The organism is Parabacteroides faecalis (assembly GCF_022809355.1).
Classification (GTDB): domain Bacteria; phylum Bacteroidota; class Bacteroidia; order Bacteroidales; family Tannerellaceae; genus Parabacteroides; species Parabacteroides faecalis.
The window spans coordinates 64,470-89,282 of record NZ_JAKZMM010000015.1 but is presented as its reverse complement, the minus strand read 5'-3'; the positions used below and the strand labels follow the sequence as shown (position 1 = coordinate 89,282).

The 24,813-nt window shown below is 44.3% G+C and carries 16 protein-coding genes; 9 read left to right on the top strand and 7 right to left on the bottom strand.

Annotation, left to right across the window (positions count from 1 at the left end):
• The first annotated feature begins 378 nt into the window (after window positions 1-378).
• The 3 genes from MUN53_RS07825 (at window position 379) to MUN53_RS07815 (ending at window position 4,455) form a co-directional block, all read left to right on the top strand.
• Window positions 379-918, top strand: coding sequence for a helix-turn-helix domain-containing protein (locus tag MUN53_RS07825; protein WP_243324536.1), 540 nt, complete (start codon window positions 379-381; stop codon window positions 916-918).
• A gap of 149 nt (window positions 919-1,067) precedes the next feature.
• Window positions 1,068-3,521 carry a heavy metal translocating P-type ATPase gene (locus tag MUN53_RS07820; protein ID WP_243324534.1) on the top strand — a complete coding sequence of 818 codons (2,454 nt, stop codon included), beginning with the start codon at window positions 1,068-1,070 and terminating at the stop codon, window positions 3,519-3,521.
• A gap of 112 nt (window positions 3,522-3,633) precedes the next feature.
• Window positions 3,634-4,455: a hypothetical protein gene (locus MUN53_RS07815; protein ID WP_243324532.1), complete on the top strand. Its 822-nt coding sequence runs from the start codon at window positions 3,634-3,636 to the stop codon at window positions 4,453-4,455.
• Window positions 4,456-4,471: 16 nt separating this feature from the next.
• Here MUN53_RS07815 and MUN53_RS07810 read toward each other — a convergent pair whose 3' ends face one another.
• The gene (locus MUN53_RS07810) at window positions 4,472-4,726 is read right to left on the bottom strand and encodes a TIGR03905 family TSCPD domain-containing protein (protein WP_022455956.1); all 255 of its coding nucleotides are present in this window, start codon (window positions 4,724-4,726) and stop codon (window positions 4,472-4,474) included.
• Between the two features lie 81 nt (window positions 4,727-4,807).
• On the opposite strand from MUN53_RS07810, the gene MUN53_RS07805 reads away from it, so the two are divergent.
• From MUN53_RS07805 to MUN53_RS07795, 3 genes are all read left to right on the top strand, one after another.
• Window positions 4,808-6,124, top strand: coding sequence for a bifunctional folylpolyglutamate synthase/dihydrofolate synthase (locus MUN53_RS07805; protein WP_243324531.1), 1,317 nt, complete (start codon window positions 4,808-4,810; stop codon window positions 6,122-6,124).
• A gap of 8 nt (window positions 6,125-6,132) precedes the next feature.
• On the top strand, window positions 6,133-7,491 hold the full coding sequence (locus tag MUN53_RS07800) for an MFS transporter (RefSeq protein ID WP_243324530.1): 1,359 nt from the start codon (window positions 6,133-6,135) through the stop codon (window positions 7,489-7,491).
• 84 nt (window positions 7,492-7,575) lie between these two features.
• The gene (locus MUN53_RS07795; protein WP_243324529.1) at window positions 7,576-8,304 is read left to right on the top strand and encodes a phosphatase; all 729 of its coding nucleotides are present in this window, start codon (window positions 7,576-7,578) and stop codon (window positions 8,302-8,304) included.
• 120 nt (window positions 8,305-8,424) lie between these two features.
• Here MUN53_RS07795 and MUN53_RS07790 read toward each other — a convergent pair whose 3' ends face one another.
• The 6 genes from MUN53_RS07790 to gltB form a co-directional block, all read right to left on the bottom strand.
• Window positions 8,425-9,543 (bottom strand): TlpA disulfide reductase family protein, encoded by a 1,119-nt coding sequence (locus MUN53_RS07790; protein ID WP_243324528.1) that lies wholly within the window; start codon window positions 9,541-9,543, stop codon window positions 8,425-8,427.
• A gap of 13 nt (window positions 9,544-9,556) precedes the next feature.
• On the bottom strand, window positions 9,557-11,041 hold the full coding sequence (locus tag MUN53_RS07785) for a xylulokinase (protein WP_022456379.1): 1,485 nt from the start codon (window positions 11,039-11,041) through the stop codon (window positions 9,557-9,559).
• Window positions 11,042-11,054: 13 nt separating this feature from the next.
• Window positions 11,055-11,795, bottom strand: a complete 741-nt coding sequence (locus tag MUN53_RS07780; protein ID WP_022456380.1) for an NUDIX hydrolase — start codon at window positions 11,793-11,795, stop codon at window positions 11,055-11,057.
• A gap of 127 nt (window positions 11,796-11,922) precedes the next feature.
• On the bottom strand, window positions 11,923-13,587 hold the full coding sequence (gene asnB / locus MUN53_RS07775; RefSeq protein WP_243324527.1) for an asparagine synthase B: 1,665 nt from the start codon (window positions 13,585-13,587) through the stop codon (window positions 11,923-11,925).
• A 263-nt stretch (window positions 13,588-13,850) separates the two neighbouring features.
• The gene (locus MUN53_RS07770) at window positions 13,851-15,293 is read right to left on the bottom strand and encodes a glutamate synthase subunit beta (protein ID WP_243324526.1); all 1,443 of its coding nucleotides are present in this window, start codon (window positions 15,291-15,293) and stop codon (window positions 13,851-13,853) included.
• Between the two features lie 37 nt (window positions 15,294-15,330).
• Window positions 15,331-19,848: a glutamate synthase large subunit gene (gltB, locus tag MUN53_RS07765; protein ID WP_243324525.1), complete on the bottom strand. Its 4,518-nt coding sequence runs from the start codon at window positions 19,846-19,848 to the stop codon at window positions 15,331-15,333.
• A gap of 322 nt (window positions 19,849-20,170) precedes the next feature.
• Between gltB and dapF the strand changes: the two genes are divergently transcribed.
• The 3 genes from dapF to MUN53_RS07750 all read left to right on the top strand — a co-directional run bounded on the left by dapF (window position 20,171) and on the right by MUN53_RS07750 (window position 24,601).
• A complete protein-coding gene (gene dapF, locus MUN53_RS07760; RefSeq protein WP_243324522.1) occupies window positions 20,171-20,980 on the top strand; it encodes a diaminopimelate epimerase in 810 nt (269 codons plus the stop codon).
• Between the two features lie 33 nt (window positions 20,981-21,013).
• The gene (locus MUN53_RS07755) at window positions 21,014-22,243 is read left to right on the top strand and encodes an LL-diaminopimelate aminotransferase (protein WP_243324519.1); all 1,230 of its coding nucleotides are present in this window, start codon (window positions 21,014-21,016) and stop codon (window positions 22,241-22,243) included.
• A 171-nt stretch (window positions 22,244-22,414) separates the two neighbouring features.
• Window positions 22,415-24,601 (top strand): glutamine synthetase III family protein, encoded by a 2,187-nt coding sequence (locus MUN53_RS07750; RefSeq protein WP_022456386.1) that lies wholly within the window; start codon window positions 22,415-22,417, stop codon window positions 24,599-24,601.
• The last annotated feature ends 212 nt before the right edge of the window (window positions 24,602-24,813 follow it).

Below are 24,813 nucleotides of genomic sequence, written 5' to 3'. Positions count from 1 at the left end.
TTGAGTGATTAACAAAAATATGAGTCAACTCAGTATATAAATAAGTTAAACTAGAGTCAACCCCTTTTATTTATAAAGAGATTTTAAGTCAACTAAATCCGTTAAATGACAGATTTATATCGTTTCACCTCTGTGATACGACCGTTTCACCCTTGTGATACGATCGTTCCACATAGGTGAGACGATCGTTCCACCCGGGTGGAACGATAAAAAGTAAACGGGTTTTCTGTATCTTCCATGCAAGTCTGAAGAATAACCATCCGATAAAATTACTATCTTTACCTCCGGTTTCACGAAAAAGGTAGAGGCATGACAGATCCAAAAACGAAACAAAATACTCCGGAAGAGGCGGATAAGAACCGGATTCATATCAAGAATATGGTTTGTCCGCGGTGTATCATGGCTGTCCGGCAAATACTCGACAGACTGGAGATACCTTATCTTTCTGTGGAATTAGGAGAAGTCTGGCTGAAACAACCGTTGAAAGATCAACAAAAAATCACTTTGCAACGCGAACTGGAGTCTATCGGGTTTGAACTGCTGGAAGACCAGCGGCAACAGCTTGTCGAACAGATCAAACGGAGCATTATCGAACTGGTTCATCAGGAGAACAATGAGCTGAAAGTAAATCTGTCCGACTTTTTGGTAGAGCAATGCCATCACGACTACAGTTTCCTGAGCAAGCTCTTCCCGGAAGTATGTGGAATCACCATCGAGAAATATTTCATTCATCAGAAGATCGAACGGGTCAAAGAGCTGTTGGCCTACAACGAACTTTCATTAAGTGAAATAGCCCTGCTTCTGAACTATTCAAGTACGGCTCATCTGAGTGCTCAGTTCAAAAGCGTAACCGGCATGACTCCTACCCAATTCAAGCAGCAGGAAGGCGGAATGCGCAAACCGCTGGACCAAATATAGAAACAGTCGGGAACAGAAGGATGATTTATTTCCGCCCGGCATTCCGGTCTGGGCATTCAAATCCTATAAAATCTATCCAAAATTCTATAAAGCCCCTACGGATTGTTCATACTAATTTTGTTTTCGGAATCAGACAAACAGAATTTTCTATGACGAATACGAAAACAACAACAGCTACTTTCCCGGTGATGGGAATGAGTTGTGCGGCATGTGCCAATCGGGTGGACAAAACCCTGAATCAGCAGGCAGGTGTCAGTCAGGCACAGGTGAATTATGCAGCAGCAACGGCGACGGTGGAATATGATCCGCTCGTCTGTTCGCCGGAAGCCTTGCGGAAAGCCGTACAAGATGCCGGATATGATCTGCTGGTCGGCAAGGAAGAAGAAACAGCCGAAGAAGCCGAACAAATCCGAAACCTGGATTACCAGAAACTCAAGCGGAAAACCATCGGAGCCATTCTTCTGGCCTTTCCGGTAGCCGTGATCAGTATGTTTTTCATGGATATGCCTTATGCCGGATATATCGCCTGGCTTCTTTCTACGCCGGTTGTTTTCTGGTTGGGGCGCGACTTCTTCATCCATGCCTGGCAACAACTGAAGCACCGGTCGGCCAATATGGATACACTGGTAGCCAACAGTACCGGGATTGCTTACCTGTTCAGCCTCTTCAATCTTTTCTTTCCGGAATTTTGGGAACAACGAGGCGTCGAACCGCATGTCTATTTTGAAGCGGCCAGTGTGATCATTGCCTTTATCTTATTAGGCAGACTACTTGAAGCCCGAGCCAAGAACCAGACATCGACTGCCATCCGGAAGCTGATGAATCTGCAACCGAAAATGGTGAATCGTCTTCTATCCGATGGAAAAACAGAGAGCGTTCCGGTGGAAAAGATCGGCAAAGGCGACCATATCTTGGTCAAACCCGGCGAGAAAATAGCCGTAGATGGTATACTGCTGGAAGGAGAATCTTACATAGACGAAAGTATGTTGAGCGGAGAACCGGTTCCGGTAGCCAAACGGAAAGGAGATAAAGTTTATACGGGTACCATCAATCAGAAAGGAAGTTTTACCTTCCAGGCAGAAAAAGTAGGACACGAAACCCTACTGGCCCATATCATCCGACTGGTACAAGAAGCACAAGGCAGTAAAGCTCCTGTTCAACGGCTGGTCGATAAGATAGCTGCGATCTTTGTACCTGCCATCCTCACGCTTTCGTTACTTACATTCATCGCCTGGTATGTATGGGCTCCAACCGAAGGCTTTACACACGGACTGCTGGCAGCAGTTACTGTGCTGATTATCGCTTGTCCGTGTGCATTGGGACTGGCAACGCCGACAGCTATTATGGTCGGCATCGGGAAAGGAGCCGAATCCGGTATCCTGATCCAAAACGCCGAAAGTCTTGAATCGGCCCGCAAGGTGGATACGATCCTGCTCGACATGACCGGAACCATCACAGAAGGCAAACCCGTAGTAACCGATCTGGTATGGCTGCCCGGTCAAGAACCTTTACCTGCCGTCTTCCATTCACTGGAAAAACATTCGGAACATCCGTTGGCTGATGCCGTCTGCCGGTATTTGAACACAGAGGTTTTTCCAGTAACATCCTTCGAAAGTCTGACGGGAAAAGGAGTCATGGGCGTCATCGACGGCGTCCTTTACCGGGCCGGAAATAAAAATCTGTTGCTCGAAGCTAATATTTCTATCGACCCGTTCCTGCAAAAACGGGCAGACGAACTGGCTCAAGCCTCGAAAACGGTTATCTGGTTGGCCGATTCAAAACAGGCATTGGCTGTTGCAGCCATTACAGACCGGATCAAACCTACTTCCATCAACGCCATTCATACTTTACAAGAAATGGGAATTCAGGTATGGATGCTGACTGGAGACCAGGCGACAACGGCCAAGGCAATTGCCGAGCAAGTCGGTATCCGGCATTATCAGGCAGGCATGACACCACAGGGAAAGGCCGACTTCGTCAAGCAGCTGCAGCAAGAAGGGAAACAAGTGGCCATGATAGGCGACGGCATCAACGACAGCGCCGCATTAGCCCAATCCGATCTGAGCATTGCCATGGGACAAGGAAGTGACATTGCCATTGATGTAGCACAAATGACCATCATCTCTTCCGATTTGCAGAAGATTCCGGAAGCTATCCAGCTTTCTCGCCTGACGGTACAAACCATCCGTCAGAATCTGTTCTGGGCTTTCATCTATAACCTGATTGCCATTCCGGTTGCCGCCGGTATTTTATATCCGATCAATGGTTTCCTGCTCAACCCGATGATTGCCGGAGCCGCCATGGCCATGAGCAGCGTAAGCGTCGTCAGCAACAGTCTGCGGCTGAAAAGAAAAAAGATACAAACAAATGATTCTATAAATACAAATTCAACAACGATGAAAAAAGAGTATGTAATTGAAGGCATGATGTGCAACCATTGCCGCATGCGTGCAGAAAAGAGTTTAAATCAACTGGAAGGTGTACAAGCTTCGGTCTCATTGAATCCACCGGTAGCTACCATTGAATTTACGCAAGGAGAAAAGACGCTGGATGAATTGCAAGCCGTACTGACCGACGACGGCTATACGATTCATGAAAAGTAAAACAGGAAAAACAGTCGGCAAGAACACATAGCTTAAAATAAGCTAAATCGGGATGGTGTCAAAGAAAACATTCTATCTTTGACACCATTATTCATATAAAATAAATTCGTTTATGAAAACAATGAAATGGCTTATGATGTGTATGCTGACAATCAGCGCCTGCTGCCTGTCGGCTTGTGGTGATGACGACGAATCCATCCGATTAACGCCAACTGATGAAAACCAAGAACCCATCAGTTCTGATTATACCTTGCAACTTTCGCCTTTCAGCGAAGGAGAATCCTATTACATCTACGGAGCAGAAACACCGTTCACGATCGAGAACAGCAATAAAGAAGTCGTGGAAGTCATCGAAGGAAACTCTACGCTCACCTTTAAACCCTTGCTCCAAGGAGAATCCATCATTTCCATACGGGATGCCAAGTCGCATGTTTATTTTCTGAAGATAAAAGTAGCTTATCCTTCCCGTTCTTTCCATGTCATTGGCCTAAGAGGAGAAGTGATTGGAGACGAGATTACCCAAAAAGAAGAAAGAGAGCTGAGCGAAAGAATACTGAAGAGTATGCCTGTCAGCCTCGACGGAGAATATTTCTTCTCTTACATGGTGCCCGACAGTACAGAAGGTGAAGTTATCATTTATCCATCCTCAACTGTGCAGGCTCAGAAAGGAACATTCCGACGGGAAGTCAAATACGATGAAAACGGAAAGACCTATCAGCAATTAAGTATCCAGCTGACATCCGGAGAAAAATTCTATTATGCCCTGTCTGTTTCAGGTACAGCGCAGACGATTACTTCAGCTGATTACGATGAATGGAGTTTGTCTGCCAACACAGACAGTCTGGTTTACGGATTAAAGGAAGACGTCACGGAGAAATACCAGACAGATTACCCGAAGCTGGAAAAAGCTTACGCCACTCAGTTTATTCAATAAGCAGGTTCACGCTGTCTTAGCGTGCCTGCTTCAAGGCTTGAGCCATCTGGTCGGGACAAGAAGTGCCTCGGCCATGGCAGTCAATGCCTTCAATCCGACGGATTGCTTCTTCTACCGACATACCTTTTAACAAGGCACACATGCCCTGCCGGTTGCCATCGCATCCGCCAATCACTTGTGCATTCTCAATCTTGCCATCAGCAATATCCACAATCATCATCTTAGAACAAACTCCTCCTTGAGGAATGTACGTAATTCGTTGTTTTTCCATTTATCTTATCTCCTTTTTATAATCGGGCTGCAAAGATATGAATTAAATTCGCTACTTTTGCCCTTTATAAATAATAAACAAATGACTTACGAAGAGACATTGCATTACTTGTTCACCAGCATTCCGGTTTTTCAGCACAGCGGAGCTTCCGCCTATAAACCCGGATTAGGAACCAGTAAAGCATTAGATGATTATCTGGGAAATCCCCACAAAGATTATAAGACTATTCATGTTGCAGGGACCAATGGCAAAGGTTCAACCAGTCATTTACTGGCAGCCATTCTGCAAGAGGCCGGTTATACAGTCGGCTTGTTTACCTCTCCTCACCTGGTTGATTTCAGAGAACGAATCCGAGTGAACGGAAAAATGATATCCGAAGACTACGTAATCCGGTTTGTCGAACGGTATCGTCCGGTATTCGAACCCTTACAACCTTCTTTCTTCGAATTGACATCCAGCCTGGCTTTCGATTATTTTCGTGATCAACATGTTGACTTCGCCGTAATCGAAGTCGGTTTAGGCGGACGGCTCGATAGTACCAATATTATTACGCCTATCCTGAGTGTGATCACCAATATCAGTATGGATCATACACAGTTCCTGGGAAATACCTTAGAAGCCATTGCTTCGGAAAAGGCAGGTATTATCAAACCGGAAGTCCCGGTTGTTATCGGAGACGTAGAACAACCCAGTGTCATGCAAGTATTCAAGGACAAAGCTGCCCAAGTGAATGCCCCCTTGTATGCATCCACAGAAATAAAGCCGATCATCGATTTTCTGTTAGGAGACGATTCGAAATGGCGTTTTGTAACGAAAAACTTCGATGTTATTATAGGTGAATTGGGAGGACTGGCTCAAGCACGGAATGCAACCACCGTCTTAACAGCGGTGGATGTATTAAGAACGAGAGGCGTTCATATCTCGCCCCAAAATATCGAAGAGGCCTTTGCTCATGTTGTAGAATTAACCGGACTGATGGGACGCTGGCAGACCGTACATACATCACCTCGCGTCGTATGTGATACCGGTCATAATACCGGCGGATGGGAAATCCTTTCCAAACAACTCAATAATCAAATCGAACGTTGCCACCAGTTACGGATGATCGTCGGTATGGTCAACGATAAAGACATCAACGGTGTTTTAGCATTGATGCCGAAAAATGCAACGTATTATTTTACCCAAGCCTCAATTGCCCGGGCACTTCCGGCTGAAGAGTTTGCCAAACTGGCCCGACAACACGGCTTAAACGGAAATGTTTATCCTACGGTTGAAGCAGCTGTCCATTCTGCTTTAGAAGAAGCCCAGACTGACGATTTCATCTTTATCGGAGGAAGTACATTTATCGTAGCGGATGCCTATCCGCTTTTTCAACCAACTGCCAATAATCAAAAATAATAATAATTATGACAGAACAGATTCAAAGAAAACTAAGTGATTCGAAGGCGGCTCGTTGGACCGCCTTAGCAATTGTGGCTTTCACCATGCTCTGCGGATATTTTCTGACAGACGTTATGTCGCCACTCAAACCCATGCTCGAAGAAGAACTGGCATGGACCAGTACCGACTTCGGTATCTTTACCAGTGCTTATGGCTGGTTTAATGTATTCTTCCTGATGTTGATCTTCGGAGGTATGATTTTGGACAAGATGGGTGTACGCTTTACCGGTATGGGATCTTGTATCTTAATGCTGGTAGGTTGTGCTATCAAGTATGCTGCCGTGGCAGGACTTATCGGAGCAGAAGGAACTATCTTTGGGTGGAAAGCGCAAGTTGCCCTGGCCTCTCTAGGTTACGCTATCTTCGGTGTCGGCGTGGAAATTGCCGGTATTACCGTATCCAAAGTTATCGTAAAATGGTTTAAAGGGAAAGAATTAGCTTTGGCCATGGGATTGGAAATGGCAACAGCCCGTATCGGAACCATGTTGGCTATGGCTGTAACCGTTCCTTTCGCCAAATACTTCCAGAGCGTTTCTGCTCCAGTATTGCTTTGTCTGATCATGCTTTGTATCGGTACGATTTCATACATGGTTTACATTGTAATGGACCGCAAACTGGAAGCTTCGATGAGCGCCGAAGAGGAAGAAAAAGAAGAACCGTTCCGTATGTCGGATGTATTCCTCATCATCAAGAACAAAGGATTCTGGTTGATAGCCTTGCTGTGCGTCTTATTCTATTCAGCTGTTTTCCCATTCATCAAGTATGCAACCGACCTGATGGTAAATAAATACCACGTTGAACAGGAACTGGCCGGATTCATTCCAAGTCTGTTGCCGTTGGGAACACTTTTCCTTACTCCGTTCTTCGGTAATCTGTATGACCGGAAAGGAAAAGGAGCTACTATTATGATCATCGGTGCTATCATGTTAATCGGTGTACACTTGCTGTTTGCCCTGCCTATCTTAAACGAATGGTGGTTTGCTACACTGGTAATGATCGTATTGGGTATAGCCTTCTCACTGGTTCCGTCAGCCATGTGGCCTTCTGTTCCGAAAATCATTCCGGAAAAGCAATTAGGTACAGCCTATGCCTTGATTTTCTGGGTACAGAATTGGGGATTGATGGGCGTTCCGGCATTGATTGGTTGGGTACTGGATACCTATTGTAAACTGGATACAACCAACGGTGGTCCGGCCTACGATTATACGTTACCCATGGTCATCTTCTGTTGCTTTGGTATCGTAGCCTTATTCATTGCCTTGATGTTGAAACGCGAAGACAAGAAAAAAGGATACGGTCTGGAATTACCCAACATCAAGCAATAAGCTATTGATTTTACTTTATTTCATTCAGATAAAGACGCAGGCCATGAAACACAGGTCTGCGTCTGCCATTTTAACTCAAACGAAATGAAACCCGAACATATACTACTGGATGTTCATACACATACCATCGCCAGCGGACATGCCTTCAGCAGTCTGCAGGAAATGGTTCATGCCGCTGCCGAAAAAGGATTACAGATCTTGGGAATTACAGAACACGCACCAGGCATTCCAGGCACATGCAGCCCGATTTACTTCCGAAATCTGCATGTCGTACCCCGGAAAATGTATGGTGTCGAACTATTGTTAGGAGCCGAATTGAATATTCTGGACTACGAAGGCCATATTGACTTGGAAGAGTTTTACTGGAAGATGCTCGACATACGCATTGCCGGTATCCATTCCTTATGCTACCAAAACGGAACCATCGAACAGAATACCTCTGCGATGCTAGGAGCCATCCGTCATCCATACGTACAGATCATCAGTCATCCGGGAGACGGAACAGCCGATTTACTGTTTGAACCTATTGTTCTGGCAGCCAAAGAAACCGGCACTTTATTGGAAATTAATAATAGTTCGCTGAATCCGGTACGCCACAAAGTCAAGGCACACGACAACAACCTCGAAATTCTCCGACTTTGCAAGCAATACGAAGTACCGGTTATCTTGGGTAGTGATGCTCACATCTCCTTTTCTATTGCCCAATATGATCACATCTATCCTTTGTTACAAGAAGTAGATTTCCCAGATACTTTGATCCTGAACGACAAGCCGGAACAATTCAAGCGTTTGCTAAAGCCACTACCCGCCTGATTCGGACTGAGAATCTATCATATTAATCCATAATAAAAGGGAAGAACTTCAGATTACATCCCAAGTTCTTCCCTTTTACTTTCCATTCAGAATTTATTCGGAAATCTTCTTTCTAAAGGATTATTTCAACAGTTCAGCCACCTTGGCTGCAATTTCCTCGCCATGCAAATTCTTAGCGACGATCGTTCCATCTTTATCCACCAGAATCGTATGCGGTATACTATTGACATAATATAAAGCAGCCCCGCTATTCTTCCAACCTTGCAGGTCAGAAAGCTGTGGCCATGTGATATTCAAATCCTTGATGCCTTTTTCCCAAGCATCCTGCTTACTATCTAATGAAACACCGACAATCTCAAAACCTTTTGCCTTATATTGCTTGTACACTTCTACCAGATTCGGCATCTCCCGGCGACAAGGAGGACACCAACTTGCCCAGAAATCAATCAGAACAACCTTGCCGTTTCCAACATAATCAGACAATTTACGGTCTTTTCCATTCACATCCTTCATCGGGAAGTCGGTAAACTTCTTTCCGACAGCTACTTTCTTCAAGTTTTCCAAACGTTCCATAATCTGAGGAATACCCGGCACAGACTTGAATGTATCACTCGCTTTCGCTACCAACTGATTTTGCTTCTCTTCAGAGAGATCGTAACGGAAGGTATAGAAAATAACACCCGTCAAGGCATTCTCCATATTTCCATCCATGAATGCAGCTGCTTTATCAGCGACAGCCCGGTCGATCGCATCATATTTCTGTTCAGCTTCACGCTTAGCTGCTTCATCTTCAGACTTCAATACAGACACCAAAGCTTCCTGTTCAGCACGCATACTCCGGATTTCTTTCCGGAAAGCAGCCACCGCATCATTATCCGGTGTTCCTGTCACATCGGACAAAGAATCCAAAGTTGCCTGCAATTTGGCGTTACTCAATACAAACGTAGCCGTAAAGACTCCATTCTCACCCGCAGGCGCATACGAACGAGGTACAACCTCTTCCGAGAACTTCAACATACGAAGTGCCGATGAATCTTGTGTACCCTTCAATACAAATGTACCATTGGTAACTACCGCGCTATCAAGAGGAGCGGCCTCAGCATCTCCATACGGATACAGGTAGACGCTCTTTCCTTCGAGAGCCGGATTATTGACTGTCCCTGTGATTTCATAACCAGGCTTTTCACTACAAGCAACCAGCATCATCGCTGAAGTTGCCAAGACTAACATTTTCTTCATATAATACTTGAATTTATAAAATCTTTTCCAACCGTTCTTTCCAAATTTCATAAGCACCGCAGTACTTATCGGCTTTCAAGCCATCCGGTTCAATTTCAGCAATCTTCTTCAAAGAGGAAAAAGCTTCCTCAAAAGAAGCATATATGCCTGCCCCGATTCCGGCTCCTTTAGCTGCCCCTATCGCACCATTCGTATCATATAATTCAATATATGTTCCTGTCACACCAGCCAAAGCTTCCCGCAAAATCGGACTTAAGAACATACTGGAATGAGCAGCACGAATCACTTCGATGTCTATTCCCATCTCATTCATGATATCCATACCGTATTTAAAGGCAAACACAATACCTTCCTGAGCCGCACGGGCAATATGGGCCGCATGATGAATATTGAAATTCAGACCAAAGATGGAACAATCCACTTGCTTATTCTCCAACATACGTTCCGCACCATTTCCAAACGGCAGAATAGACAAACCTTCCGAGCCAATCGGCACACTGGCCGCAAGATCATTCAGCTGATCATAAGTAATACCGTTACGGGCTATCGTCTTCTTCACCCAGGCATTCAAGATACCAACTCCATTAATACACAATAAAACGCCTAAACGAGGATGTTCCGCCGTATGATTGACATGAGCAAAGGTATTGACGCGCGACCGAACATCATAATTCAGCTTGCTATTAACACCATAAACAACTCCTGAAGTTCGTGCAGTAGCAGCTACTTCACCCGGTCGGAGTACATTCAATGACAAAGCATTGTTACTCTGATCGCCCATCCGGTATGTCACCGGCGTTCCTTTCTTCAATCCAAGCTCAGTTGCTACGCTTCCCAGCAATTCGCCCTGCAAGCCAAAAGTTGGTACCAAATCGGCAATCAGATCTTTTGATATGCCAAAATAACGAAGCAAGTCTTCCGACAGACAATGATCCTGGAAATCCCAGACAATACCCTCCGAAAGTCCGGGAATCGTTGTCCGGATTTCTCCCGTCATACGCATAGCAATATAATCGCCCGGCAACATAATCTTATAAATCAGATTATAGGTCTGCGGTTCATATTCCTTGAGCCAAGCCAGTCGTGCTATCGTAAAGTTACCCGGTGAATTAAGCAGATGCGACAAACATCTCTCCTCTCCTATGGCGTGGAAAGCACGCTCTCCATAAATCACAGCCCGGCTGTCACACCAAATGATAGAAGGACGCAACGCTACTTTATTCTTATCCACAACGACCAGACCATGCATCTGATAAGCGATACCTATCGCTTTAATATCTTCACCATTCACTCCCGACTTTCCCAATGCACCACGAATGGCCTTCTTCACATAAATCCACCAATCTTCCGGATTCTGTTCGGCCCATCCTGGTCTTTGTGCAATAATAGGAGCTTCTTCTTTCGGATAAAAGTCTGTTCCTACAGGCAGACCGGTTTCAGCATCTACTATGGATACTTTCACCGACGAACAACCAATATCACAACCTAACAAATACATAACCTAAACGCATTTATTTATTCAAGCTAGAACGAAGCTTGTTATACTTCACTTTGTTAAAACGATAATAACGGGCAGCCCGATGAGGCACACCTACTTCCATTTCATCCGTAGGTACAATATATCCTAACAGGTTCATCTTTTTCTGGAAATTCCGGACATCGAACTTCTTATTATAAATGATTTCGTATGTCCGACGTAATTGGAAAGCAGTAAACTTGGATGGCAGGTATTCATAGATAATGGCAGGTTCACGTTCTACCCAATTCCGGATCTCGTTCACAGATTCCTCTACAATCGACTTATGGTCGAAAGGCAGATCCGGCAAATCTTCCACCGGGAACCAACGCATTGTTTCGTTCTTATCCAAGTTATTGACCGTTTTACCCTTCTTGCTTAACGCAAGATATACAACGGTTACAATTCTCGTTACCTTGGTATGCGACTCTTTCTCGAGCCACAAAATATCCTCTTTATTGGCTGTACGGGCAACTGATCCGAAAGTATGGAATTGCCTCAACGACATTTGTGTATATCCGACAGCCTCTTTCATTACACGAAGAGCTGCATCGTCCAACTCTTCCGTCTCATATATCAAACTTCCCGGCAGCTTATAACCCACCGCATTATTTTCTAATAACTTCCGTTCTACCAATAGAACCGAAAGTTTATCCTCGTTGATCCCTAACAAAACGCAGTCAACTGACACATAAGGACAAAAAGGAGAAGAAATACGTTCTTTCTGGTTCTCCATATATATTTTAACTTTTTTGCAAAGATAACTTATTTATGGAATATTTTCTCCAAACGATTTTACTTTCGTTTGATTTTTTACCAGCAACGTATTGCTTCTCCTGATCAGATTCGATCTATATTGTCATTTAATAGGCAGCTTCGTGTACATCACGCACCGCACGCCCACTCGGATCATTCATATTCTTGAATGAAGCATCCCAAGCCAAAGCTTCGGCTGTTGAACAAGCAACACTCGGTACAGAAGGAACAGACCGTGCTGCACTCTCACTCGGGAAATGTTCTTCAAAGATAGAACGATAATAATATTCTTCTTTATTCATCGGTGTATTAATCGGGAAACGCTCAGCTGCATGAGCCATCATCTCATCGGTAACAGCTTCAGAAGTGATCTTCTTCAAGGTATCAATCCAACTGTAACCAACGCCGTCTGAGAATTGTTCCTTTTGCCGCCATAAGATTTCGTCAGGCAGCATGCCTTGGAATGCTTCGCGTAGAATTTTCTTTTCAATCGTCTTGCCCGGACACATCTTGGCTGCAGGATTCAATCGCATGGCAACATCCAAGAATTCTTTATCCAGGAAAGGAACACGCCCTTCCACACCCCAGGCACAAAGACTTTTGTTCGCACGCAAACAGTCATACAGATAGAGCTTACTTAACTTACGGACAGTTTCTTCATGGAAGGCCTTTGCATCAGGGGCTTTATGGAAATATAAATAACCACCAAATACTTCGTCAGCACCTTCGCCGCTCAGGACCATTTTAATTCCCATACTCTTGATGACGCGCGCCAATAGATACATTGGCGTTGATGCCCGTACGGTAGTGACATCATACGTTTCGATATAATATATCACATCCCGAATAGCATCCAGACCTTCCTGTATCGTATAATTAATCTCATGGTGAACAGTACCAATTGCCTCTGCTACCTTTCGGGCTGCTGCTAAATCAGGAGCTCCTTTCAAACCTACGGCAAAAGAGTGTAATTGTGGCCACCAAGCATCAGCCTGACTTCCGGTTTCCACTCGTTTGGCAGAGAATTTCTTTGCTACTGCCGAAGTAATGGACGAATCCAAACCACCCGAAAGCAATACACCGTAAGGAACGTCACACATCAGCTGGCGTTTTACAGCGGCTTCCAGTGCATCATGCAGCTCTTCTACTGAAGCCGGATTATCTTTCACGGCATCATAAGTCATCCAGTCACGCACGTACCAACGTGTCAGTTCTCTGTCTTTACTATAGTAATAATGACCAGGCAAAAACTGCTCATAATGCGACGCATAGCCTTCCAATCCTTTCAATTCAGAAGAGACCAACAGATGACCTGCGTCGTCGTAACCAATATACAAGGGAATTACCCCGATTGGATCACGGGCGATGAGGAAAACATCTTTCTCTTCGTCATAAAGGGCAAAGGCGAAAATACCATTCAAATCATCCAGAAAATTGACACCTTTTTTCCGGTATAAAGCTAGAATAACCTCACAATCCGATCCTGTCTGAAACTCATATTCACCTTTCAACGCTTCCCGAATCTCCTGATGATTGTAGATTTCGCCATTCACCGTAAGGATCAGTTTACCGTCCTTACTCTTTAAAGGCTGGCCACCGGAAGCCGGATCAACAATAGAAAGACGCTCATGAGCCAGAATAGCCGATTTTCCCTGATAAATACCACTCCAGTCCGGTCCGCGATGACGGATCCGTTTACTCATGATCAACGCTTGGCGGCGCATCTCTTCTGCGCCCTCATGAATGTTAAATATAGCTGTAATACCACACATATTGTTTTCCTTTCTTTATTTTCTTCAATAATTATCTTCTTTTTTACTTTTTGTAGAATATATACCGACAGTATATATCCCAAAGATCTTTTTAAAGGATATATACTGACAGAATATATCCCTAAATACTTTTCAAAGGATATACACTGACAGCGTATATCCCTAAATACTTTTTAAAGGATATATACCGACAGAGTATATCCCCAAAAACTTTTCAAGGGATATATACCAACAAAATATATCCCCAAATAGCTAAAAAGGGATTATTCCGACGGGATAGATCTCTTCCCCGACAAGAAACAGTCTATTTCAGCCGCCGCCTTCTTTCCCGAAGCCATTGCTTTGACCACCAAGCTAGCCCCGCTTACGGCATCACCGCAGGCAAAGACTTTCTCGGCTGAGGTTTTCTGTCTGACATCAACGGCTATATTCTGCCGTCCGTCAACCGACAACGCCAGTTCGGTAAGTAGCCCTTCTTGTACGGGATGTACAAAACCCATTGCCAAGAACACCAAGTCGGCTTCGATGATTTCTTTCCGACCCGTCTTATGCATTTGCGGACGTCCGCCACCTTCAGCCGGAATCCATTCCACTTCTTCCACCTCGACAGCTTTTACTACTCCGTTTTCGCCCATAAAGCGATTTGTAGCCAGGTTCCACCGACGTACACAACCTTCTTCATGACTGCTACTGGTCTTCAACACCTGCGGATACATGGGCCAAGGTGTTGCCGGATTATAACCTACGGGCGGTTTAGGCATGATCTCGATTTGTGTCACCTGCGCCGCATGATGACGGTTGGCAGTTCCCACGCAATCGCTTCCCGTATCACCTCCACCAATTATCAGCACCCGTTTTCCCTGGCAGGAAATACGCGCCTCTTCAGGTACCGGAATACCTTCAAGCAAACGATTCTGATTAGCCAATAAATCCAGAGCGAAATGAACACCCTGGAGTGAACGTCCCTCAACCGGCAGATCACGAGGCTCCTCAGCACCGATTGCCAGGCACACCGCATCAAACTGATCAATCAACTCACGAGCTGAGATATCTTTTCCGACACAAATACCCGTACGAAAAATAATTCCTTCTTCTTCCAGCAGATGGATACGACGGTCGATGACATTCTTTCCCAACTTGAAATTCGGAATTCCGAAGCGGAGCAAGCCGCCGGGTTTCTCATGCTTTTCAAACACAGTCACTTCATAACCTTTTCGATTCAGACGATTAGCCGCTACCAAACCAGCCGGACCACTTCCAACAACAGCCACCCGCTTACCATTGCGACGAGGCTGTACAGGACGAATATATCCTTCACGGAAAGCAGCTTCGACAATAGCGGCCTCATTCTCTCGGATCGTCACAGGTTCGTCACAACTCAGTTTCAAGACACAACTTTTCTCACACAAGGCCGGACATACACGACCCGTAAATTCCGGAAAGTCGCACGTGGTTGACAATACCTGATAAGCTTCCAACCATTGTCCTTTATATAACATATCCTGCCACTCCGGCTGCTTATTGCCCAACGGACAAGCCCAATGGCAAAACGGAACCCCACAATCCATACAGCGCGACGCCTGTATGCGACGGTCACCTGTACTTAAAGTCTGTTCTACTTCACTAAAATCGTCGATTCGTTCATGAACCGGTCTATATCCCGCTTCTTTGCGGTGTATCGTTAGGAATGCTCTTGGATCTCCCATATTTATAGCTTATTTGAAGTTCAATAATAAAACATGATCAATAATCTCTTTGCATAGCAGCTATCTTCTGTTGCCACTTCTTCATCTGTTCTTCTTGAAGGACTTTCTTGTATTCAATTGGAACCACCTCAATAAACTCCTCAACATAACGATCCCAATGGTCTAACATCTGTCCTGCCAACGGACTTCCTGTATAATGATAATGCTTGCGGATTAACTCATGCAGTTCTTTACGAGAGCGTGTGTCTTCCACCAACGAAAGCTCTACCATTTCCATATTGCAATAGAAATCGAAGTTTCCTGACGGATTCCATACATAAGCCACACCGCCACTCATACCAGCGGCGAAATTACGGCCGGTCGGTCCCAATACCACTACACGTCCTCCCGTCATATACTCACAGCAATGGTCACCTACTCCTTCTACGACAGCCACAGCTCCCGAATTACGGACACAGAAACGTTCGCCAGCCCGACCGTTCAGATAGACTTCTCCACTCGTAGCCCCATACAGCAATGTATTTCCTGCAATGATATTCTCTTCCGGCTTGAAATCCGCACGTACTGGTGGAACTACCACGATACGACCGCCACTCAATCCTTTACCTAGATAATCATTCGTATCTCCTTCCAAGCGAAATTCTACACCATGTACAAGGAAAGCGCCGAAACTCTGTCCGGCAGAACCTTTGAAACGGATTTTCAAGGCTTGCTCAGGCAATCCGGTTTCGCCATATTGCTGTGCAATCACGCCAGACAACATCGCGCCCACCGAACGATCCGTATTCACAATTGGATAACTAAGCAGTAAATCCTGTTTCCCTTCTAAAGCCGGACGAGCATCCTCTATAAGCTGTAAATCTTTTACAGCTCCCATTTCATGCAAAGAATCCGCAACATGATATAAAGCCCTGTCCTGAAAAGCTGTCGGGAAATATAAAATCCGCGAGAAATCCAATAAATCATGTTTATGTACACCGTCACTCGGTTTACGAACCAGTAAATCCGTCCGACCGATTACCTCATCCAACTTCCGGAATCCCATCTCAGCCAGATATTCGCGTACTTCTTCTGCCAAGAAAGTAAAGAAATTTACCAAATACTCATATCTTCCGTGGAAACGTTTCCGCAAAGTTTCGTCTTGCGTTGCCACACCTACCGGACAAGTATTCATGTGGCATTTACGCATCATCACACAACCTAAGACAATCAATGCCGATGTGGCAAAGCCAAATTCTTCAGCACCCAACAATGCCATCAGCAAGATATCACGTCCGGTCTTCAACTGGCCATCCGTTTGCAAACGAACTTGTCCACGCAGGTTATTCAAGACCAGCGTCTGCTGTGTTTCAGCCAAACCAATCTCCGGAGGAAGTCCTGCATAACGAATGGAACTCATGGGAGATGCGCCCGTTCCTCCTTCTGCTCCAGAGATCACAATCCGGTCTGCTTTCGCTTTCGCCACACCGGCAGCAATCGTCCCAACGCCACTCTCCGATACCAGTTTCACGCTAATCTCTGCCTTCGGATTTACATTTCTCAAATCGAATATCAACTGTGCTAAATCTTCTATCGAATAAATATCGTGATGAGGTGGAGGAGAAATCAACGAGATCCCTGGAATCGAATGGCGGGTTTTAGCAATTATATCATTCACTTTATAACCTGGCAACTGACCACCTTCACCAGGTTTTGCACCTTGAGCTACCTTAATTTGTATTTCATCCGCATTCACCAGATAATTGGTTGTCACACCGAAACGGCCGGATGCCACCTGTTTGATAGCCGAACGTAATGATAATCCGTCTATTTTCTCCGTAAAACGTCCGGCATCCTCACCGCCTTCTCCGGTATTGCTTCGTCCATGAATCTTATTCATGGCCATCGCCATCGTTTCATGCGCTTCCTTGCTAATAGAACCGAAACTCATTGCTCCTGTTACAAATCGCTTCATGATCTCCGAAGCAGGCTCAACTTCTTCCAAAGGAACCGGAGACTGACGCTTGAAGTCCAGGAAATCCCGTAAGAAAAGAGGTTCTTCCTTCTCGTCTACCAGCTTCGTATATTCCTTGAATTTTTTATAACTTCCCAAACGAGTAGCCAGTTGTAAGGTAGATATAGTCTCCGGATTCCAAGCATGCTTTTCTCCATCTTTCCGATATGAATAGATACCTTTATGCTCCAGCACTTCAGACAAATCTTCTTTATACCCAGCCTTGTGCATTTGTACTGCATCTCTGGCAATTTCTGCTAAACCAATTCCACCCACTTTGCTGGATATACTACCAAAGTAGGTTTCTACCAGATCTTCACTGAGACCAATCGCTTCAAACAACTTCGCTCCCCGATAACTACGGATGGTGCTGATACCCATCTTACTTAAAACCTTCAACAATCCTTTGCATAAAGACTTAACATAATTCTTTTCTGCCGTTTCATAATTCAACTGAACTGCTTGCTTGACTACCAGATCTTCCAAGATAGCAAAAGCCATATAGGGATTCACAGCACTGGCTCCAAAACCTAACAGCAGAGCGGCATGCATCACCTCACGCATTTCTCCTGTTTCTACCACCAACGCTGTCTGAACACGTTTCTTTACTGAAATCAAATAATGGTGAACAGCACTTACTGCCAGTACAGATGGAATAACAGCCATCGATGCATCCACATTTCTATCTGTCAATACCAAATAATTCGCTCCTTCAGAAACAGCGCGAGCAGCCTCCTTGCACAAACGATCCAATGCCTCTCGCAGGCCTGCTTCTCCCTGCGAAGCATCAAATAACATCGGAAGTTTAACCGTCTTGAATCCTTTATAACGAATATTACATAAGATATCCAATTGGGTGTTGGTCAGAATCGGACATTGAAGACGCACCATTTTACAATGCGACTCATTCGGAGCCAGAATATGATTACCGACAGCCCCAATATATTCAACCAAACTCATTACTAAAGCTTCCCGAATCGGATCAATTGGCGGATTGGTTACCTGGGCAAACTGCTGACGAAAGTAATCATACAAAAGATGCGGACGAGTAGATAGAACTGCTAACGGTGTATCATTTCCCATCGAGCCAACCGGTTCGGCTCCACCAGTACACATAGGAACCATGATACGGTCAATATCTTCTCTGGAATAACCGAACACACGCAATTTGCAATCAAAGTCATCCACACGACTGGTTACTTTTCTTCCTGATTTCAGCTCATCCAGCTCAATACAATTGTCTTGAATCCATTTCCGATATGGATGAGCATCGGCCAACTGTTGTTTCAATTCCTGGTCACGACAAATCTTTCCAGTTTCTGTGTCAATCAATAAGATTTTACCGGGCTGTAATCGTCCTTTTTCCTGAATTTCCTCCGGCTGTATATCCAATACACCAACTTCCGAAGCCACAAGAACCCAACCCTTCTTCGTTACCAGATATCGGGCCGGACGCAAACCATTCCGGTCAAGCATACCACCGGCATAACGACCATCACTGAACAATAAGGCTGCCGGTCCGTCCCAAGGTTCCATCAAAATAGAATGATATTCATAAAAGGCTTTCAGATCATCAGATATCGGATTTTTCTCATTGAAACTTTCCGGAACCAGCATAGCCATCGCATGAGGCAAACTCAAACCTGATGCCAATAAAAATTCCAACACATTGTCTAATGAAGCGCTATCGCTCATATTCGGTTGTATAATCGGATCCAAGGCTTCCATATCAGGTAATCTGGAAGATGAAAGAACACTTTCACGGGCAGCCATCCAAGCCCGGTTTCCCCGTATCGTATTTATTTCACCATTATGAGCCAACAAACGGAAAGGTTGAGCCAAACTCCAAGTAGGAAATGTATTCGTACTGAAGCGGGAATGAACTAATGCCAGTGCACTTGTAAAATATTCGTTCGTTAAATCCGGGAAATATTTACGCAGTTGCATGGATTCCAACATACCTTTATATATAAGGCTACGTGTTGACAAGGATACTACATAGAAATCTTTCTTCTCTACCAACGAAGAGGAAGCAATCCGCTTTTCTATCCGTTTGCGTACCCCATAGAGTTTTAATTCCAATTCTTGCTGATCTTCCTCTCCTACAATAAACAACTGTTTAATCGCAGGTTCTGTAGCCAAAGCATCTTTGCCTAGAATTTCTGAACAGACAGGAACATCCCGGAGACACAAAATGGTGAGCCCTTTTGCTTCCACTTCTTCCTGAATAATCTGCAGAAAAGCCTTTTGCGCTGCCTGATCTTTCGGTAAAAAGACCAGTCCTGTTCCATAATGTCCTTTTTCCGGAACCGGAATACCTTGTAATAAAATAAATTCATGAGGAATCTGTACTAAAATCCCGGCACCATCTCCCGTTTTATTATCAGCTCCCTCAGCACCACGGTGTCTCATATTTTCCAAGACCGTCAGAGCCGAATCAACGATGGAATGAGATTTGCGTCCATGAATATCCACTAACATACCAACACCACAAGCATCATGTTCGTTGGCAGGATCATACAATCCTCTTTTACTTTTCAATAATTCATCTACTCGCTTCATATATTTATCTATTGTTTTTCATTTGTCATTTATTTATATCAAATTGTTTTGCAAAAATAGATAATGCTTTCATATAGTCAAATAAATCGACAAATTATTTACTTTTTTCTTTGTAGAGAAAGTTTAGATGTTTTAATTTAATAGTATTATTGTTTAATTAGTAAATAAACGTAAGCAAAACACTTTGTTTGCATATCAGATTATAACTTCGTAAAAATAAATTCAGAATAAACATATAAACGGCTTTATTTGTTATATAAACGATATATATTTGCGGAAAAATAAAACATATAGTTAAACAAACAACGAAATACAATACAAAATGACAATCCAATTCACAAAGATGCAAGGAGCAGGTAACGATTATATATATGTAAATACAATTAATCAACCTGTCACAAATCCGAAAGAATTAGCTATTCAATGGAGCACTTACCATACCGGAATCGGATCTGACGGTTTGGTTCTAATTGGTCCGTCTCATATAGCTGATTTCAGCATGCGAATCTTCAATGCTGACGGTTCGGAAGCTAAAATGTGCGGAAATGCTTCTCGATGTATTGGTAAATATCTATATGATAAAAAGCTGACACAGAAGAAGCAGATCTCATTGGAAACTTTATCCGGTATCAAGCATCTTGAATTGCATGTCAAAAATGGAGCAGTCAAGGAAGTTACAGTTGATATGGGATGTCCTGATATCCTGGAAGAGTCTTTAAACCTGTCTTGTCCGAACGGAACATTTACAGGTACATTCGTTTCCATGGGAAATCCTCACTTCGTAACTTTTGTGGAGGATATAAAGCAAGCCAACCTTCCTGTTACAGGGCCGTTGCTCGAACATCATCCTTATTTTCCGGACCGGGCCAATATTGAGTTTGTACAATTTCTTTCTGAAGGAAATGCCCGAATGCGAGTATGGGAACGCGGTTCGGGAATTACCCAAGCCTGTGGTACCGGAGCCTGCGCTTCTGCAGTCGCTTTAATAGCACATGGACGGGCCCAGAAAGGTGATAAAATACAAATCCAGATGGATGGCGGAACATTAACGATTGAATGGAATCCGACAGACAATCATGTATATATGACGGGTAACGCCGTGACTGTATTTGAAGGAAGCATTAAACTTTAAGAACAACAAACAAAACAATAAAACAATCGAATTATGGCATTAGTGAATGAACATTTTCTGAAATTACAAAGTAATTATCTGTTTTCGGACATTGCGAAGAAAGTCAACAGCTTCAAAATCACGCATCCGAAACAGAAAATTATCCGAATGGGAATCGGTGATGTAACCCAACCGCTGGCTCCGGCTGTTATTGAAGCCATGCACAAGGCTGTCAATGAAATGGCTTCGAAGGAAACATTTCATGGATACGGACCAGAACAAGGTTATCCTTTTCTGATTGATGCCATCATCAAGAATGATTATGAAAGCATCGGTGTTTCATTAGAGCCCAGCGAAGTATTCATCAGCGACGGAGCCAAAAGTGATTGCGGAAATATTGGAGATTTACTTCGTCACGACAATAGTATCGGTGTGACTGATCCGGTTTATCCGGTATATATCGACTCGAATGTCATGTCAGGAAGAACAGGAATCTGGGAAAATGGTATCTGGAGCGATGTGGTATATATTCCTTGTACAGCCGAGAATCAGTTTGTACCGGAATTGCCTTCCCGGCGTGTGGATATCATTTATCTGTGTTATCCCAACAACCCGACAGGAACAACATTGACCAAAGAAGAACTGAAGAAATGGGTCAATTATGCTTTGGCCAACGATGCCATTATCATGTACGACTCTGCTTATGAGGCATACATTCAGGATCCTAATATTCCGCATTCCATCTATGAGATCAAAGGGGCGAAAAAAGTAGCTATCGAATTCAGGAGTTTCTCGAAAACGGCTGGTTTCACAGGTGTGCGTTGCGGATACACGGTTATTCCAAAAGAAGTAAGCGCAACAACCTTGAAAGGCGAACGGGTATTTCTGAATAAATTATGGCACCGGCGCCAATGTACGAAGTTCAATGGAACCAGTTATATAACGCAACGCGGTGCAGAAGCGGTATATAGTCCTGAAGGCAAAAAGCAAATTCGCCAAACCATCAACTATTATATGAATAATGCCAAGTTGATGAAAGAAGGACTTGAAGCCTGCGGCCTGCAAGTTTATGGGGGCACGAATGCTCCTTACTTGTGGGTAAAAACTCCCGATGGCTTATCATCGTGGAAGTTCTTTGAGAAATTACTTTATGAAGTATTTATTGTCAGCACACCCGGTGTCGGATTCGGACCAAGCGGAGAAGGCTATCTCCGTTTGACAGCCTTCGGCGATCATGACGATACCATCGAAGCGATCCAACGAATCCAACACTGGATGAGATAATAGAAAGATGCGATAGACGTGTTGTTTATTCAAACCCTACTTTAACCAGTACATATATAAAATGTTTTTATTTATTATCCCAGTTTGTCAGGCAACACTTGCTGAATAACACACGCTATCGGCATCTTTTCCAATGAAGAACAAAAAATAACCATTTAATAATTAGGTATTATGTCTAAATTAAGATTTAAAGTTGTGGAATCGGCCTTCGAAAAGAAGACGATAGCGGTTACCGAACCTGCCGAAAAACCTTCTGAGTATTTCGGTTCGCTGGTTTTCAACCGAGAGAAGATGTTTAAGTATCTGCCTGAGAAAGTGTACGAAAAACTAACCGACTGTATCGACAATAACACTCCTCTCGATCGTGAAACAGCCAATGCTGTAGCTGCCGGCATGAAACGCTGGGCACTTGAAAAAGGAGTTACTCATTACACCCACTGGTTTCATCCGCTGACAGAAGGAACGGCCGAAAAACACGACGCTTTCATCACTCCCGACGGAAAAGGCGGCGTCATTGAAGAATTCGACGGGAAATTACTCATCCAGCAGGAACCGGATGCTTCGAGCTTTCCGAATGGAGGAATCCGAAATACCTTCGAAGCACGTGGTTATTCAGCCTGGGATCCGTCTTCTCCGGCATTCATTGTGGGCGATACTTTGTGTATTCCTACCATCTTTATCGCTTACACCGGCGAATCACTCGACTATAAAACTCCTTTGCTGAAGTCGCTGGAGGCTGTCAACAAGGCGGCTGTCGATGTATGCCATTACTTTGATCCGAAGGTGAAAAAGGTGTACTCATACTTGGGTTGGGAACAGGAATATTTTCTGGTGGATGAAGGTCTGTATGCAGCTCGTCCGGACTTATTAATGACGGGACGTACTTTGATGGGACATGAAAGCTCGAAGAACCAGCAATTGGAAGATCACTACTTCGGTGCGATTCCTCCGCGCGTTCTTGAGTTCATGAAGGAACTGGAAATCGAATCTCTCAAACTGGGTATTCCTTTGAAGACTCGCCACAACGAAGTGGCTCCGAACCAGTTCGAATTGGCTCCAGTCTTCGAAGAGTGCAACTTGGCAAACGATCATAACCTGCTGGTCATGGCGCTGATGAGAAACATTGCCCGCAAGCATGGTTTCCGTGTCCTCTTGCATGAAAAGCCATTCAAGGGAGTCAATGGTTCCGGCAAGCACAACAATTGGTCGTTAGGAACCGATACAGGCACTTTACTGATGGCTCCGGGCAAAACGGCTGAAGAGAATCTGCGATTTGTTACGTTCGTTGTCAATGTACTGAAGGCCGTCCATACACATAATGCCTTGCTGAAAGCCAGCATCTCGTCGGCAACCAACGCCCATCGTCTGGGAGCCAATGAAGCACCGCCAGCCATCATCTCTTGTTTCTTAGGTTCACAGCTTTCTGCTGTACTGGAACACTTGGAAAACAGCGATACCGAAGACTTTATCCTGGCCGGAAAACAAGGAATGAAGCTAGACATCGCCCGTATTCCTGAATTGTTGATCGATAATACGGATCGTAACCGTACTTCTCCTTTCGCTTTCACCGGAAACCGTTTTGAGTTCCGTGCCGTGGGTTCATCAGCTAACTGTGCTTCAGCCATGCTGGTCTTAAATGCAGCGGTTGCCGAACAGTTGAAGAACTTTAAGACAGCGGTTGATGCCAAGATTGCATCCGGATTGGATAAGTTTGCCGCCATCATTGAAGTACTGCGCCAGGAAGCCAAGGCTTGTAAGGCTATCCACTTCGACGGCAACGGATACAGCGACGAATGGAAAGAAGAAGCTGCCCGTCGCGGACTGGATTGCGAAACCAGCGTTCCCCGTATCTTCGATGCTTATCTGAAAGAAAGCAGCATCCACATGTTCGAATCAACAGGTGTCATGAACCGGAAAGAACTGATTGCCCGCAACGAAGTAAAATGGGAAATGTACACCAAGAAGATTCAGATCGAAGCACGTGTATTGGGCGATCTGGCCATGAATCATATTATCCCGATGGCTATCAAATATCAGTCTTCACTGATCGACAATGTATATAAGATGAAAGAACTTTTCCCGGCCGAGAAAGCCGCTCATCTTTCTTCCAAAAACATGGAAATCATTGAAGAAATAGCTGATCATACCATCTTTATCAAAGAAAAGGTGGACGAGATGATCGAAAAACGGAAGGTAGCCAACAAAATTCAGGAGGAACGGGAAAAAGCAATTGCCTATCACGACAACATCGTTCCGCTGATGGAAGCCATCCGTTACCATATCGACAAGCTGGAATTGACGGTCGACGATCAGATCTGGACTTTACCGAAATACAGAGAACTATTATTTATTCGCTAATATATTATAACCTCGTTGTCCGAAACTACCGGCTTTTTATATTTTTGACAGATGTCGAAAAGCTTTAGCACAGTTATCGAAAAGCTTTTCGATATATATGGAAAAGCTTTTTGACGGATGTCGCAAAATTAAAAGATAAGGTAAATCGTCGTTGGATAAGGGAAATATTATGTTTTACCTAAATAGTTTCAAGGAAATTCCCCTGCATATTC

Bases quoted from the DNA above. Each gene is read 5' to 3' on its own strand.
- MUN53_RS07825 (WP_243324536.1), top strand. From the start codon at position 379: ATGGTTTGTCCGCGGTGTATCATGGCTGTCCGGCAAATACTCGACAGA.
- MUN53_RS07820 (WP_243324534.1), top strand. From the start codon at position 1,068: ATGACGAATACGAAAACAACAACAGCTACTTTCCCGGTGATGGGAATG.
- MUN53_RS07815 (WP_243324532.1), top strand. From the start codon at position 3,634: ATGAAAACAATGAAATGGCTTATGATGTGTATGCTGACAATCAGCGCC.
- MUN53_RS07810 (WP_022455956.1), bottom strand. From the start codon at position 4,726: ATGGAAAAACAACGAATTACGTACATTCCTCAAGGAGGAGTTTGTTCT.
- MUN53_RS07805 (WP_243324531.1), top strand. From the start codon at position 4,808: ATGACTTACGAAGAGACATTGCATTACTTGTTCACCAGCATTCCGGTT.
- MUN53_RS07800 (WP_243324530.1), top strand. From the start codon at position 6,133: ATGACAGAACAGATTCAAAGAAAACTAAGTGATTCGAAGGCGGCTCGT.
- MUN53_RS07795 (WP_243324529.1), top strand. From the start codon at position 7,576: ATGAAACCCGAACATATACTACTGGATGTTCATACACATACCATCGCC.
- MUN53_RS07790 (WP_243324528.1), bottom strand. From the start codon at position 9,543: ATGAAGAAAATGTTAGTCTTGGCAACTTCAGCGATGATGCTGGTTGCT.
- MUN53_RS07785 (WP_022456379.1), bottom strand. From the start codon at position 11,041: ATGTATTTGTTAGGTTGTGATATTGGTTGTTCGTCGGTGAAAGTATCC.
- MUN53_RS07780 (WP_022456380.1), bottom strand. From the start codon at position 11,795: ATGGAGAACCAGAAAGAACGTATTTCTTCTCCTTTTTGTCCTTATGTG.
- asnB (WP_243324527.1), bottom strand. From the start codon at position 13,587: ATGTGTGGTATTACAGCTATATTTAACATTCATGAGGGCGCAGAAGAG.
- MUN53_RS07770 (WP_243324526.1), bottom strand. From the start codon at position 15,293: ATGGGAGATCCAAGAGCATTCCTAACGATACACCGCAAAGAAGCGGGA.
- gltB (WP_243324525.1), bottom strand. From the start codon at position 19,848: ATGAAGCGAGTAGATGAATTATTGAAAAGTAAAAGAGGATTGTATGAT.
- dapF (WP_243324522.1), top strand. From the start codon at position 20,171: ATGACAATCCAATTCACAAAGATGCAAGGAGCAGGTAACGATTATATA.
- MUN53_RS07755 (WP_243324519.1), top strand. From the start codon at position 21,014: ATGGCATTAGTGAATGAACATTTTCTGAAATTACAAAGTAATTATCTG.
- MUN53_RS07750 (WP_022456386.1), top strand. From the start codon at position 22,415: ATGTCTAAATTAAGATTTAAAGTTGTGGAATCGGCCTTCGAAAAGAAG.